The organism is Niallia taxi (genome assembly GCF_032818155.1).
In the GTDB taxonomy this organism is placed as follows: Bacteria; Bacillota; Bacilli; order Bacillales; family Cytobacillaceae; genus Niallia; species Niallia taxi_A.
In genome coordinates, this window is the sequence record NZ_CP102589.1 from 2,569,867 (window position 1) to 2,582,097 (window position 12,231).

Sequence of the window (12,231 nt, forward strand, 5' to 3'; positions counted from 1 at the left end):
AGCTCCCACACTAAGTTTCTGTATTATGTATTAGCCTTTTTGGCTAATTATCTTCCTCCAATTATAAAGGACTGCTACCTACTTGTATATGAAACTGCCCGATTCATGAAACGGGCAATTAATAGGTAGTGAACCATAGGATACGCTGAAGGCGGTATAGTAAATAACGGAATGCAGGGAGTTCATCCTCTGTGCTGTAATCTTTTGTATATTTTCCATCTTTATTTGTCCACAGTTTTTCAAAATAGCTTTTTGTTTCCTTCATTATTTGCGCATCAGAAGAAGCAGCTATTTTGAGATTTGTTTCTAAATTCAAGTCATGAAGATTTCTTCTAGTGTAGTTGGCAGACCCTGCAATAATAATATTTTTCTTCTCGCTTTCAATCAGCATCAGCTTTGAGTGGTACTGCTCCTTACCAGTGTTATACCACCGTATTGCAATCTGCTCATTTCCTTTTTTCATCAACTCTGCCGCAGTCGGTATATTGGGAAGACCAGCCTTCTTATTACCAAATGAATTTTGGTTTGGATCAAGAATTAAGTTTATTTGTACCTTACGAGCTGCGGCATCTATCAATTCATCCATTACAGGACGATCTGCCAAATAAAGCATTCCGATCCAAATGGTATCGCCTTTGTTTGTGCTGTGAATTCCGTTTATCACCTGTTTAGCGATTTTCCCTTCTGTAAGAAGCTGTAATTGAATATCCCCTTTTTCCTCGGAAGGTTTCACTGCAGGGAATGACGTCTTGTCCATCAGTTGATAGACACTTTCCTCTGTTTCGAGTAAATCATTTATTATATTTCCTTTCACAACATAAGCAATATTAGAATGGTATCCACTTGCATCATGCATATTTCCTGTCGAAACGATAGCTGTATTTTCTGTAATTAGCACCTTACGATGGTTCGCTTTTACATTCAGTAAATCCAAATACGACCTAACTGTTACATCTGGTGCACTATCAGCAAGCATATTCGGTATATGACCGTTATCTCCGTGACCAAACCATTTAACTGACAATCGCCAAAGTGTTGAATAAAGTGGGTTGGAGTCACGGAAGCCTTCCATATTTGTTTCCACAACCTTCGCCCCACTATTTTTTAATCTAGTAAGCTCAGGAGTAGGATAGGAATGATAGGTTGTATTGACAGGATCTGTTATAAAAATCAGCTTCATCGCCGGATTTTTTTGTTTCTTCTCAACAAGCTTGTCTGTCACTGCTTTAGCGATTTTCGGATATGTTTGGTCATCATTTGTATCACTGTTAAATAGAAACATGTCTATTACAATAAATTGCTCTGCCTCATCTATTTCTTTAAGCATACGTGCAAGAATTTCCTGATGGAGCTTTTGGTTGCCAGCTTCATCCTTATAGGTTGTATCCTCAAGAAATTCAATGTCTTTATCCCTGACACTGTGTATAGGTCCTTCATATGAAATTCCTTGAGGTAATGGTTTAAGTGTATGATACAAAAGTACGCTTATGTAAATAGAGAAAAACACAATAAATATACTTATAATTAGTTTCTTTCTTTTTTTTCTCATTTCCTATCCCCCAGGCTGTTCAAAATTATAACAAAGGTTTATACCCTGAAAATCATTGCCATAAACAAGGCACACTAAGATTTTTTTGAAAAAAGAGTGAGAATTTACAAATACGTGGTACAATATCCATATACATAGAACGAAGGAGAGTTAGCATTGATTATTGCCATTTTAATTATTTTAGCCTACCTGATAGGATCCATTCCTTCCGGTTTAATCATTGGGAAGGCTTTCTATAAAATCGATATAAGAGAGCATGGAAGTGGAAATCTCGGAGGCACAAACTCATTTAGAGTTTTGGGAAAAAAAGCCGGATTTGTCGTGACATTCTCAGACATTTTAAAAGGAACTTTGGCAACTTGCCTTCCGCTATTGCTTAGCCTTTTTACTGATATTCAAGTTAATGTTAGCCCGCTGATCTTTGGTGTTGTTGCCGTAATTGGCCATATGTATCCAATATTCGCAGGCTTTAAAGGTGGAAAAGCTGTCGCAACGTCTGCAGGTATCCTTTTAGGCCATGAGCCATTAATGTTTTTGATTATTATGGTCGTCTTTTTCTTAAGTTTATATTTATCTAAATACGTTTCTCTATCTTCCATGATTGCCGGATTTGCTGGTTTGGTATACTCTATCATCCTCTGGGACGATAAGCTGTTAATTGCCATTCTCGCCATACTGACTATTTTTGTCGTATACAGACATCGTGCTAATATTAAACGTATATTAAACAAAACAGAACCGAAGATAACTTGGCTGTAAGAAGTGAAAAACCATCAAATATGATGGTTTTTTTTGTTTTTTTGACATATCTAGATTTATTTCGTCATAAAGTTTACTAACAAACAGTAATTCATATAAAGGACGGTTGAAATAAATGATAGAGAATCAAGAAAAACTACAAACCCCGGAAAGAACAGCAGTTGGTTTCGCTCATGAAATTAAAAACCCAATAACTGCAGTGCGCGGCCTTCTGCAGCTTCTTGCAAACCCAGATTTACCTGCACCAAAAAGAATGCTTTATTCTGAGGTAGCCATTGAAGAATTAGACAGGGCAAATCAGCTCCTTAATAACATGGTATATGACACTCCCCTTTCCTATCAAACTTCAGAAACTATCGACATCAAGGCTGCTGTAAACAAAGCAATGCTTTCGTATGAACAAGCCATCCAAGTGAAAGGCATCCAGCTTCAAGCAAACTTTATATCCTACTTCAAGCCTTTATTGCCAAAAATACAGCTTTCACAAGTGCTCGTAAACCTCCTCAAAAACGCTGTTGAAGCATGTTCAGAAAACGGCTCAATATCCATTACTGTGTCCAAGGATGATAACTTCGGGATAATCTCTATTAAGGATAATGGCTGTGGAATTAGTGAAGAAGCATTAGATAAGCTGTTCACTCCTTTTTTCACAACAAAAAAGCTTGGCACTGGAATCGGTTTAAGCATCTGTAAGTCGATTATTGAGGAAGCTCAAGGCTGCATTAAGGTCCATTCCACCCTAGGTGAAGGAACAGAATTTATTGTCAAGCTTCCGCTAGGCTATCAATAATTTTACTTTTCGGAAATTTCATCATTTTTCCATTTTACGAAATTAGTCGAAATCAGTCCTGTTTTTTTGTTATCCTATAGTAGCAAACTATAACTATTAGGATGACTTAGTTAAAGGCAGGAAAAAATAATGAAAAAAAATTTACAGCTCTATATTTTGCTTGCTTTTATTGGTGCTTCCATTGCAGCCTTTGCTTTTTTCAAGCTTAATCCTGACAATGCTGACAATAAAAAAGATAGATATACGAGCAGCGACCTGCCAATGAAGCAAAATGATCTTGGCACTAAATCTATTGGCCGTGAAGCTACACTTGGGGCTGTCGGGGATATCTTGATTCATGATCGGGTATATAATGAAGCAAAAGCAGATGAAGGCTTTGACTTTAAACCAATGCTTGCAGAAGTTAAAGAAGCACTTGAAAAGCCTGACATTCTCTTGGCAAATCAAGAAACGATTGTAGCAGGTGAAAAAATCGGATTATCAAGCTATCCGTCTTTCAACAGCCCACATGAAGTCGCAGATGCGCTAGTTGATGCTGGCGTTGATATCGTGACTACCGCTAATAATCATTCTTTAGATAGAGGTGTCAGCGCTCAAAAGCAGTCACTAGAATACTTAAACAAAATTAACCTTCCCTATGTTGGAACATTTGCAAGTGAAGAAGACCAGCAAAAGCTTCGTGTCCTTAATTCTAACGGCATTAAAATCGCTTATCTTTCCTACACCTATGGATTAAACGGTATTTCAGTTCCTGAAAATGAAGCATATATCGTTAATCTCATCGATAAGGAAAAAATGAAAAAAGAGATAGCAAAAGCGAAAAAGCAAGCTGACTTTATCGTAATGGGGATTCACTGGGGCATTGAATATGAGCGCAATCCAAATCAAGAACAGAAAAATCTTGCCCAATTCCTTGTTGATGAAGGTGTCGACATTATTTTCGGTGGACATCCTCATGTGTTGCAGCCAATGGAATGGTTATATGACAAAAACGGTAAAAAATCCTTAGTTGTATATTCACTCGGCAACTTTTTGTCAGGACAAGCTGATGATTATCGTGATATTGGCGGGATGGTAACAGTTAAAGTAAGTAAAACAGAGCTTGGAGGAAAAACCACCAAAAAAATTGAAGTACCCTCCTTTTATCCAACATATGTGTACAGTAAAAATGACAAGGGCTACAAAATGGTTCCGTTAGAGGATGCTGGCAAGCTTGGGCTGCCTGACAGCAAGCAAAACTATCAGGAAATTATGACACATATGTTAAAAGGTGTACATCCAAAGTAAGAGTTAAGACAGTTTAATTATGTGCATCCTCACGATTTATCCTTTATAATAATAATGAGGATTAATTTAATCTCATAAAAGAGGTGATTGAAATGAAAATAGTAATAAGTGATAAAGCGTCAGAATGGTATAAAAACGAACTGCTTCTTAACGAAGGTGACTATGTCCGATTTTTCGCAAGATACGGGGGCTGCAGTACTGTGCAACAAGGTTTCTCTCTTGGCATTTCTAACGAAAAACCTGTAAATTCAGGTGTTAGTACGGAGAAGGATGGCATTCGTTATTATATCGAGGAGAAGGATCTTTGGTATTTTGATGATAATGATTTGTTAGCTGACTTTAATGATGCAGCACAGGAACCGGAATATCACTACACAGAAAAGCAGGCTTAATAACAGCCTGCTTTTCTTATTGGAGATGAATATCTATCCCTTCCTTCTCGAGTATGGACGTTTGCGTTTGTCCGAGAAGATCAAAGTGAGAATATCCATCCTTCCTGTTATGAATCCATTCTTTTTTCAGACCATATTTGGCGCCCCATTGCTCAAGCTTATGTAAATCAGCACAGCCAACCTTTGTGACAGTTTTACAGCCTGGGAAACGGTCATCTAGCCAATAATGTGTCAAAAAGGCAATTTGTCCATCATCAATTTGTTTTTTCCACTGAGCTAATTCTTTTCGTTTGATGCCAAATGCCATATTTTTTCCATCTCTCCTTATAAATATTTATTTTCTTTTAAGTTCTTCATACTTTTGAAACCATTCTGGAAATGTTTTTTTGAATGATTTAGGCCTGAAATTTTCCTTGCTGACAATAATATGGGTCGTCGAGCCCTCAACACAAAGGTCGCCAGCTCCGTTTTCAATTCGATAGCCATATACTGTCTTGATACCATCATTAGCATCAATCCATGTTTTAACATAGGCTTTATCACCATATCGCAATGGCTTTTTATACGTTGCCTGCACATCATAAACAGGCGCGAAATAGCCCTCTTCCTCCATTGCAACATAGCTGTAGCCAATATCCTCAATTAATGCTGTTCTCCCGCGCTCAAAAAATTTCAAGTAATTAGCATGATAGACTACCGCCATCATATCCGTATCAGCATAATCAATTTTAAGCTCTAGTTTATGTACATATTCCAATGCTTCCTGCACTTCCTTTACTTTAATTCCTTCTCCTTCATTTTATGACTAAGCTAACAACTAATCAAGAAAACCGGCTGTTAGCACGATTTGTTAACACAAATCATTAATCCTATTCATTTATCATTCTATTCATAAGATCCTGCAGCATTTTCGTTAAATCTATCTCTTTTCGCAGCATTTCCTTATACCCTTTTGCCAGTAGTGGAGTATTTTCCATTTTTATAGCTAGTTTTTTTAGCTCCCATTGAAGCATTTCATATTCTATCTCTAAATCAGTCATATTCCCCTCCATATAACTAATCATATATATAAGTATACGTTTATTAAGCATATTATATCGGAAACAGAGCTATCAGTCTGCCCATCTATTAAAGAATAATAATTATGAATTTACTTGCATTAAACTCTGTATTTCTCCAGAGGTTCTATCCATTTTTATGGAAGTCCCAATCTTTTGTCGAGCATTTACCTTTACGAACGCATTAATGTAGTATGTATTCCCCTTACCAGAAGTAATTGATTCTATCTCTTTATCATCGCCATGCAAATATTCTTTTACTATATTCTCGGCTTTTTCTTTCGTTATAAAGGTTTGTTGTTTGTCTTTATCAGTAAATGCAGCAGGTCTCTCATAATGATAGTTATCTATTTTCCAGTTCCCATCTTCTTTTTTAGCTTCTACTGTAATAAACAGGGCTGTGTTAAGATAGGACGCTTGTGCGGTTTCTACCGTCACCTTATCTTGTTTGCTGTTTAATGACAAAATGCTGCTTATAGTTAAAATCTGCAGGAAAATCGCCCCCAATCGGCACTGTAAATAATGATATCTCAAGATTATTTATAAAATCCTTCGTAAAATATGGCTGTAACTCCTGCAAAAACGGCTTTGTATTCAAGCGTTGATTTTGCTCAGCAAATTTATTTGCCAATTGCAGCAGCTGATAGGATCTCTCTGCGATTTCCTTCACTTCGTCATCTGTTAGTATACTGCGCTTTATTTCTGAAACGGTTACATTAGTTGTTTCTTTTTCTTCTTTTACACTTGTGCATGCTCCTAATAAACAGGCACAGATAAGCAGTGCTGTAAATCTTTCTATCAATTCTGAATTCTCCTTCCCTACGTATAAACCACGATAGTATATTCCATATTTTATCATTTATACTAGATATAAGAAAACACAAAAAAGATTTCTGAAGTTATTTTGACTTTAAGAGCTAGTTGTTTTTATTTTCATTTTGTTTATCATCTGCCCCTTCTTGTACCTCCATTTCTTCATCCTCAATTAACACTGTCCAATCTGTTTCAATTATTTTTTTCTGTAGCTTTTCAATTAGTCCCATAATACTTTACTCCTAGTTATTAGATTTGTTATAATTATAATTACCCACTTAATGGAAATAAAAAACCAATTATTATATGTTAATCCCCTTCTTTTTAGTACTAATTGTTCAAAAGGAGTTTTAGAATGATTAATGATGTGAAATGCTCCTGTTTATAAACCATATATATTTATTAATTACAGAATGCAAAAAATGTCAGGATCATGAGATGAAAAGCATGATTGTGGATGAAATTCATTTTTTTGGTGATCTATTGGAGCAAAAATAAACTTTTTCTCTATCAAGTCTGAAGCCGTACACAAATCTCCCTCGATAACTTAGTCCTGTAAGTTTAGTTTTCTACTAAAAATCCATCCATTTAAGAGATGGTTTTAATTACCTTTGTATTTCCCCCAGAATAAAAGTACAATGAAGTCTGCAGTTTTTCACATAAACTACACACCTGAGATAAAAACTGCGAATTTTGACTATCCTTTTTTGGATAGTCCTTTTTTGTATACAAAAAAGCGGCTTAACATAAGCCGCCTTACTAATTTATGATTGCTGGTTAGTGAAAAAGTTCAAAGCTTGCATCATATCTTCTTCTGTAAGCAATGAATAATCAATTTGGTCATCTGTTGCTTCCATGATGCGTAATGCTTGCATTTGCACAGATTCATCTACTAAATTTGTCGCAAACCGTCCATTACCATTCGTTTGGAATGTTGTTAAGCTCGACTGCAAAGCAAGCTTCGCAGCTTTATCAAGGTGATAATCGAATTTAGCTGCATATGCCTCCATTATTTCGATTAATTCTTCCTTATTATAATCCTCAAAATGAATAAATTTCTTAAAACGAGACGTTAGCCCAGGGTTGCTTGCTAGCAATGCTTTTGTTTCATCAGGATAACCCGCTAAAACAACGACTAGATTTTCATTATGTCTTGTCATTTCCATAACAAGAGTATCGATTGCTTCTTTGCCGAAATCCTGGTTAGATCCAGATAATAACGAATATGCCTCATCAATAAACAAAACGCCGCCAAGTGCTTCTCTAATTTTCTTTTTGGTCTTAATCGCAGTTTGTCCGACAAATCCAGCAATAAAATCAGCTCTGCTTGCAACAACAAGATGCCCTCTTTTTAAAATCCCGCAATCCTTTAAAAACTGCGCATATAATTTTGCAACAGTTGTCTTTCCTGTCCCTGGGTTGCCAGTAAAGACTGCATGAAGCTGTATTGGTAAATTCTTTTTTGAATTTGTTCTTCTAAGTTGCTGTACTTTAACAAAGGAAATGATCTTTTTCATCTCGTCTTTTACCTTCGTTAACCCAATCATTGCTTCAAGCTCATCTGCTGGATTTTCTGATGACTCTTCCTCTGCTGCTGCAAAATCATTTCCTTCAAGCAATGTGTATGTCAAGAATTGCTTGTTTGAATGTGCTTGAGAGCCTTTATTAAAAATTGCATCTAGTACAATGTTTTTAACCGCTCTTGCATTACCAAAGCTTTCATCGACCTGCTCTTTTTCAAGACGCAGCTCTAATTGTTGCTTGCCTTCCTCACTAATAACATAATCATTGTCATTGGCAATTTTTTCTCCAATTTCTACTAACTCTTCTGCCGTGTAATTAGGTAAATGAATCAAATTAGACGTTGGAAAACGGCTGCTAAGACCGTGATTGCCATCCAAAAATTGTCTCATTTCCTCTGGATAGCCTGCTAGGATCACTGCGAATTTCCCGCCAAATTCAGAGCTTGTCATTAAAGAAACCAATGTATCAATTGCTGTTTGTCCATAATCACTTCCTTGGCCATCTCGATTTAAGCTATACGCTTCATCAATAAATAACACACCGCCAAGCGATTGCTTCACAACATTACGGACATTTTCCTCCGTTTGACCCATATAGCCTCCCACAAGCTGAGAGCGGTCTGTTTCCACTACCTCCTGACTGGGAAGGACACCTAACTCATAATATATTTTAGCCATTAACCGTGCCAATGTAGTTTTTCCTGTACCCGGGTTTCCGGTGAAAATCATATTTAGACTTAATTCATCCTGGATAGTAAAGCCTAGCTTCTTTCTTGAATTCTGATATTTCAGGAACTGGTAGAAGTCCTTTACGCGATTTTTAACCTTTTCCAGCCCAATCATTTGCTGAAGCTGTTCAAGTGCGGAAATAGTTTCTTCCTTAATTTCACCCGACTCCTCCTCTACAAAAATGGCAAGCCAAGCAGTTTTCAATTCATTCAGCTCTTCAATCAGTTTTTTGACACTGTCATAATAAATGGATGTATGAAATACACCACTGATTGATTCTTCATATTCCTCAGAAGACTGAAGTAGCTGCGAAGTTTTTTGTGTAACTTCGTCAAGTAAGGAGATGATTTCTTTATATTTATCTTCAGCCAGCTTATTATTAAATGCTACTGCAGCAGTGCTGTTTGAGATAATCTCGTCCTTTTCATCATCTACCATGTTTAAAAACATCCGGCAATTATTAATATATTGCTCAGCTATCTTTCTTTTCGCTGTTCTGTTATCCGTTTCTCGTATCGCAGGAAAGTTCAACATCTCTAAAAGATCTTTATAATTTTTCCAATCGTTTTGAGAAAGGTATTTATTTGCTTCCTTATTTTGCGGATCCAATTCCTTCGCTTTTTTAAGCCAAGCACTGGCAATTGTATCTCTTTCATTTGTGTTTAATCTGGAAATCGCCGCAATTGTCAATAATCTCGAAATCATTTCAGGCGTCTCTGTTTCGTCTAATGTTTGAATGACAGATAAAACCGTTTTTTCATTTTTAATGATTCCCGTATTTTTAAATTCCTCTTCCAGAGTAGCGATTGTTTGACTAACAGTATTTTCGACTTTTTTCTCCATTTTACTTCTTCACTTCACTTACATATAAGTTTAATTTACATCTTCTTATAGTACCATAATCTTTATTTATCCGTTAATCATTTTAACTTGTTTTTCACAAGGTTCAGAAACAAAAAAAAGCTTCCGCTACTATGCGGAAGCCCTTTTTTTATTCACCTTTTGTTTGAATTACTTGTGCATGCTGACCTGATGTATCTTGCATTTTTTTGCCTTTATTACCGCCAAATCCTCTCGATTTTGTTCCGATATGGCTAGGTACAAAGTGCTTGCTGTCTTTTTTTGGATTGCTCATCATTATCCCCTCCTTCCTTATAAGTTTGCACATGGAAGGAAGAGGTGATGTGTGGCAAAATTTTCTCTAATGGTTATCTTGCTTTTTTAAGATGCTTTTTTTCAATTCGTTCCTCTATTTTTTCAATTGCTTCCCTGTCCTTTAGCAATTGTAATTTATTTTCAGTTACTAGCTCCTGGAAGGAACGTTTACGAGGTTTTCTCATTTTTTTATCTCCTTTATCCTTTTATATTTCCATAATTCCCAAAATTTCAAGAAGTTATTACTTATTTGCTGAAATTCTTTTAAAAGTTAGAAAAATCTTTGTTTTCTGAAAATATTGGTCGTATATGCTGTTTTGTTACGCCTTCATTATAAGGGATGTCCGCATTATTGTAAAGCGCTTACAATCAATCTTTACTTTTTATTAACTTTTCCATTACATTTAATGACATAACAGTGAAGTATTTGTTCGTAATAATTCCATTTTCGTCAATAAAAAATGTGGTTGGAATTGTCATTACTTTATATGCTTCATTAATCCCATCAGGATTATCCAAAAGGACAGGAAAAGAAACATTCATTTTCTTAGTAAAAAGAGCCACAGCTTCCGAATTGCCGCCATCAATATTTACTGCCAATACCTCAACAGTCCCCTTGTACTCTTGATAGAACTTTTCAATTTCAGGTATTTCCTGCTTGCATGGCGGACACCATGTTGCCCAAAAATTAATGATTACTTTTTTCCCTCTTAAACTGGATAGGCGCACATCCTTTCCTTGCAGATTCTTCAATGTAAAATCTGGTGCTATATTACCCACATTAACGCCAATATTAGCTTCAAGCTTATTAGCAGCTGTTTGTGGTATATCTAAAAAAATAATGCTGAAACTAATTAGGATACTTAAAAATAATGCTGTTTTTTTCATATGAGTTCACCTCAATTTAATCATCATTATTTTTAAGTTTTCCTATTTCACTTTATTTACAATGTTTTTTTCTGGAAGTGTTTTTGAATCCATAGAATTAATAGTGCAGAGAAACACCTTATTTAATACGCATGCTAATAATGAATCAGCTTAAACCTTGTTCCTGCTTCCTTTACTTTAACCGTTTTCTAGACAAAAATATATACACTTGACTTAATGTTGCGAATATTGTCATATTTAAAGTTTTAAAAATTAAAAGAGGCTGGGGCAAAACAAAAGATAACCTTTCTAAACACGAATAATAAAATTACATCTAAATTTGAAAAAGGAAGCACGTGACTAAATAGAATAGGGGTTTAAAATTAGTTCGTTTCATTGCGCTACAGTCACTCGCTTTCCGCGGGGAGGAAGATGAGCCTCCTCGTCTTCGCCTGCGGGGTCTCATCCTTTCCTCTATTTCCCGCAGGAGTCGAGTGCCCTCCGCTCCATTCCACTAGAATTTCTAATCATTGTATTAAAACTAATAAACACGAAAACCGAACTATTTAATCAAAGAATGATTAAATAGTTCGGTTTTTATACATATTCACATACTTTTATCCCAGCCTCATTTAATGTTATAAAAATTAAAAAGCAGCCTTATAAAGGCTGCTCCACTTAAAATCTGTCTTGTTCTTTTGTTAAAATTTTGCCTGTTTCTGCTGATATGGTCATTTCCGTTTCTGTGCCATTTTGTGAGGTTACTTCAAGCTCATATACAAAATGGGCATTCTCTTCATCTAAATCGAATTCAGTTATTACTCCACTTGCTTCTTTTAAAGCTATTTCTTTAGCTTTTTCTTCTGTTATTTTTATTTTTTCAGCCAGCATATCCTTTGTTATTACAGTGCCTTTTTCTGCGTCAACATATACATCCTCTTGATCATCAGCGAATTCTACTTGGTAAACTGAGTCTCCATTTTGAGTGTATTCTTGCTCTACTTCTTCCACCATCGTGTTTCTTTCTTTACCGGCAATATCAGCTGCTTCTTGCTTTGATACAGCTGGTTCTGCTTGTGTAATGCTCTTAACAATACCACCATTTGCATATACATCTCTGTCGTCAACAAAGTCATATGCTGCTGCCCCGCCAAAACCAATGACCGCAGCACCAACACCGTATTTCAACCATTTTGATTGCTTTAATTTATTCCAAGCTTTATTAATAAAATTCATGTGAATTCCTCCTTCTTTTCTATAATTTCATCTTATCCTGAGAAAATGATAAGACATGAGCAGAAATATGAGA

The 12,231-nt window shown here is 35.9% G+C and carries 16 protein-coding genes; 4 read left to right on the plus strand and 12 right to left on the minus strand.

Features of this window, described 5'->3' with window-relative positions; all coding sequences use genetic code 11:
• Positions 1 to 118: 118 nt before the first annotated feature.
• Complete coding sequence (locus NQZ71_RS12730) at positions 119 to 1,549, minus strand: phospholipase D-like domain-containing protein (RefSeq protein ID WP_317010757.1); 1,431 nt, start codon at positions 1,547 to 1,549, stop codon at positions 119 to 121.
• A gap of 156 nt (positions 1,550 to 1,705) precedes the next feature.
• Between NQZ71_RS12730 and plsY the strand changes: the two genes are divergently transcribed.
• The 4 genes from plsY (at position 1,706) to NQZ71_RS12750 (ending at position 4,777) form a co-directional block, all read left to right on the plus strand.
• A complete protein-coding gene (gene plsY, locus NQZ71_RS12735; RefSeq protein ID WP_144454840.1) occupies positions 1,706 to 2,308 on the plus strand; it encodes a glycerol-3-phosphate 1-O-acyltransferase PlsY in 603 nt (200 codons plus the stop codon).
• Positions 2,309 to 2,423: 115 nt separating this feature from the next.
• The gene (locus tag NQZ71_RS12740; protein WP_260054101.1) at positions 2,424 to 3,098 is read left to right on the plus strand and encodes a two-component system sensor histidine kinase NtrB; all 675 of its coding nucleotides are present in this window, start codon (positions 2,424 to 2,426) and stop codon (positions 3,096 to 3,098) included.
• 129 nt (positions 3,099 to 3,227) lie between these two features.
• The gene (locus NQZ71_RS12745) at positions 3,228 to 4,385 is read left to right on the plus strand and encodes a CapA family protein (RefSeq protein ID WP_144454838.1); all 1,158 of its coding nucleotides are present in this window, start codon (positions 3,228 to 3,230) and stop codon (positions 4,383 to 4,385) included.
• Positions 4,386 to 4,477: 92 nt separating this feature from the next.
• On the plus strand, positions 4,478 to 4,777 hold the full coding sequence (locus tag NQZ71_RS12750; RefSeq protein ID WP_127741253.1) for a HesB/YadR/YfhF family protein: 300 nt from the start codon (positions 4,478 to 4,480) through the stop codon (positions 4,775 to 4,777).
• A 16-nt stretch (positions 4,778 to 4,793) separates the two neighbouring features.
• Here the strand turns inward: NQZ71_RS12750 and NQZ71_RS12755 are convergent, their stop codons facing one another.
• The 11 genes from NQZ71_RS12755 to NQZ71_RS12805 all read right to left on the minus strand — a co-directional run bounded on the left by NQZ71_RS12755 (position 4,794) and on the right by NQZ71_RS12805 (position 12,158).
• On the minus strand, positions 4,794 to 5,084 hold the full coding sequence (locus tag NQZ71_RS12755; protein WP_144454837.1) for a hypothetical protein: 291 nt from the start codon (positions 5,082 to 5,084) through the stop codon (positions 4,794 to 4,796).
• Positions 5,085 to 5,111: 27 nt separating this feature from the next.
• Complete coding sequence (locus tag NQZ71_RS12760) at positions 5,112 to 5,534, minus strand: acyl-CoA thioesterase (protein WP_144454836.1); 423 nt, start codon at positions 5,532 to 5,534, stop codon at positions 5,112 to 5,114.
• Between the two features lie 112 nt (positions 5,535 to 5,646).
• Positions 5,647 to 5,817: a hypothetical protein gene (locus tag NQZ71_RS12765; protein WP_186304037.1), complete on the minus strand. Its 171-nt coding sequence runs from the start codon at positions 5,815 to 5,817 to the stop codon at positions 5,647 to 5,649.
• Between the two features lie 102 nt (positions 5,818 to 5,919).
• A complete protein-coding gene (locus NQZ71_RS12770) occupies positions 5,920 to 6,300 on the minus strand; it encodes a hypothetical protein (protein WP_317010758.1) in 381 nt (126 codons plus the stop codon).
• On the minus strand, positions 6,275 to 6,637 hold the full coding sequence (locus tag NQZ71_RS12775) for a hypothetical protein (RefSeq protein ID WP_317010759.1): 363 nt from the start codon (positions 6,635 to 6,637) through the stop codon (positions 6,275 to 6,277). The genes NQZ71_RS12770 and NQZ71_RS12775 overlap by 26 nt, the downstream gene beginning before the upstream one ends.
• Positions 6,638 to 6,752: 115 nt before the next feature.
• Positions 6,753 to 6,878: a hypothetical protein gene (locus tag NQZ71_RS12780; RefSeq protein ID WP_260054098.1), complete on the minus strand. Its 126-nt coding sequence runs from the start codon at positions 6,876 to 6,878 to the stop codon at positions 6,753 to 6,755.
• A 534-nt stretch (positions 6,879 to 7,412) separates the two neighbouring features.
• Positions 7,413 to 9,743, minus strand: coding sequence for an AAA family ATPase (locus tag NQZ71_RS12785; protein ID WP_275005444.1), 2,331 nt, complete (start codon positions 9,741 to 9,743; stop codon positions 7,413 to 7,415).
• Between the two features lie 148 nt (positions 9,744 to 9,891).
• Complete coding sequence (locus NQZ71_RS12790) at positions 9,892 to 10,035, minus strand: acid-soluble spore protein N (protein WP_127741263.1); 144 nt, start codon at positions 10,033 to 10,035, stop codon at positions 9,892 to 9,894.
• A 73-nt stretch (positions 10,036 to 10,108) separates the two neighbouring features.
• Positions 10,109 to 10,240 (minus strand): FbpB family small basic protein, encoded by a 132-nt coding sequence (locus tag NQZ71_RS12795; protein WP_127741265.1) that lies wholly within the window; start codon positions 10,238 to 10,240, stop codon positions 10,109 to 10,111.
• A 184-nt stretch (positions 10,241 to 10,424) separates the two neighbouring features.
• Positions 10,425 to 10,943 (minus strand): TlpA disulfide reductase family protein, encoded by a 519-nt coding sequence (locus NQZ71_RS12800; RefSeq protein WP_317010760.1) that lies wholly within the window; start codon positions 10,941 to 10,943, stop codon positions 10,425 to 10,427.
• A gap of 657 nt (positions 10,944 to 11,600) precedes the next feature.
• The gene (locus tag NQZ71_RS12805; RefSeq protein WP_144454832.1) at positions 11,601 to 12,158 is read right to left on the minus strand and encodes a PepSY domain-containing protein; all 558 of its coding nucleotides are present in this window, start codon (positions 12,156 to 12,158) and stop codon (positions 11,601 to 11,603) included.
• Between the last annotated feature and the right edge of the window lie 73 nt (positions 12,159 to 12,231).

Bases quoted from the DNA above. Each gene is read 5' to 3' on its own strand.
- NQZ71_RS12795 (WP_127741265.1), bottom strand. From the start codon at position 10,240: ATGAGAAAACCTCGTAAACGTTCCTTCCAGGAGCTAGTAACTGAAAAT.
- NQZ71_RS12745 (WP_144454838.1), top strand. From the start codon at position 3,228: ATGAAAAAAAATTTACAGCTCTATATTTTGCTTGCTTTTATTGGTGCT.
- NQZ71_RS12750 (WP_127741253.1), top strand. From the start codon at position 4,478: ATGAAAATAGTAATAAGTGATAAAGCGTCAGAATGGTATAAAAACGAA.
- NQZ71_RS12740 (WP_260054101.1), top strand. From the start codon at position 2,424: ATGATAGAGAATCAAGAAAAACTACAAACCCCGGAAAGAACAGCAGTT.
- NQZ71_RS12765 (WP_186304037.1), bottom strand. From the start codon at position 5,817: ATGACTGATTTAGAGATAGAATATGAAATGCTTCAATGGGAGCTAAAA.
- NQZ71_RS12730 (WP_317010757.1), bottom strand. From the start codon at position 1,549: ATGAGAAAAAAAAGAAAGAAACTAATTATAAGTATATTTATTGTGTTT.
- NQZ71_RS12805 (WP_144454832.1), bottom strand. From the start codon at position 12,158: ATGAATTTTATTAATAAAGCTTGGAATAAATTAAAGCAATCAAAATGG.
- NQZ71_RS12780 (WP_260054098.1), bottom strand. From the start codon at position 6,878: ATGGGACTAATTGAAAAGCTACAGAAAAAAATAATTGAAACAGATTGG.
- NQZ71_RS12785 (WP_275005444.1), bottom strand. From the start codon at position 9,743: ATGGAGAAAAAAGTCGAAAATACTGTTAGTCAAACAATCGCTACTCTG.
- NQZ71_RS12755 (WP_144454837.1), bottom strand. From the start codon at position 5,084: ATGGCATTTGGCATCAAACGAAAAGAATTAGCTCAGTGGAAAAAACAA.
- NQZ71_RS12800 (WP_317010760.1), bottom strand. From the start codon at position 10,943: ATGAAAAAAACAGCATTATTTTTAAGTATCCTAATTAGTTTCAGCATT.
- NQZ71_RS12790 (WP_127741263.1), bottom strand. From the start codon at position 10,035: ATGAGCAATCCAAAAAAAGACAGCAAGCACTTTGTACCTAGCCATATC.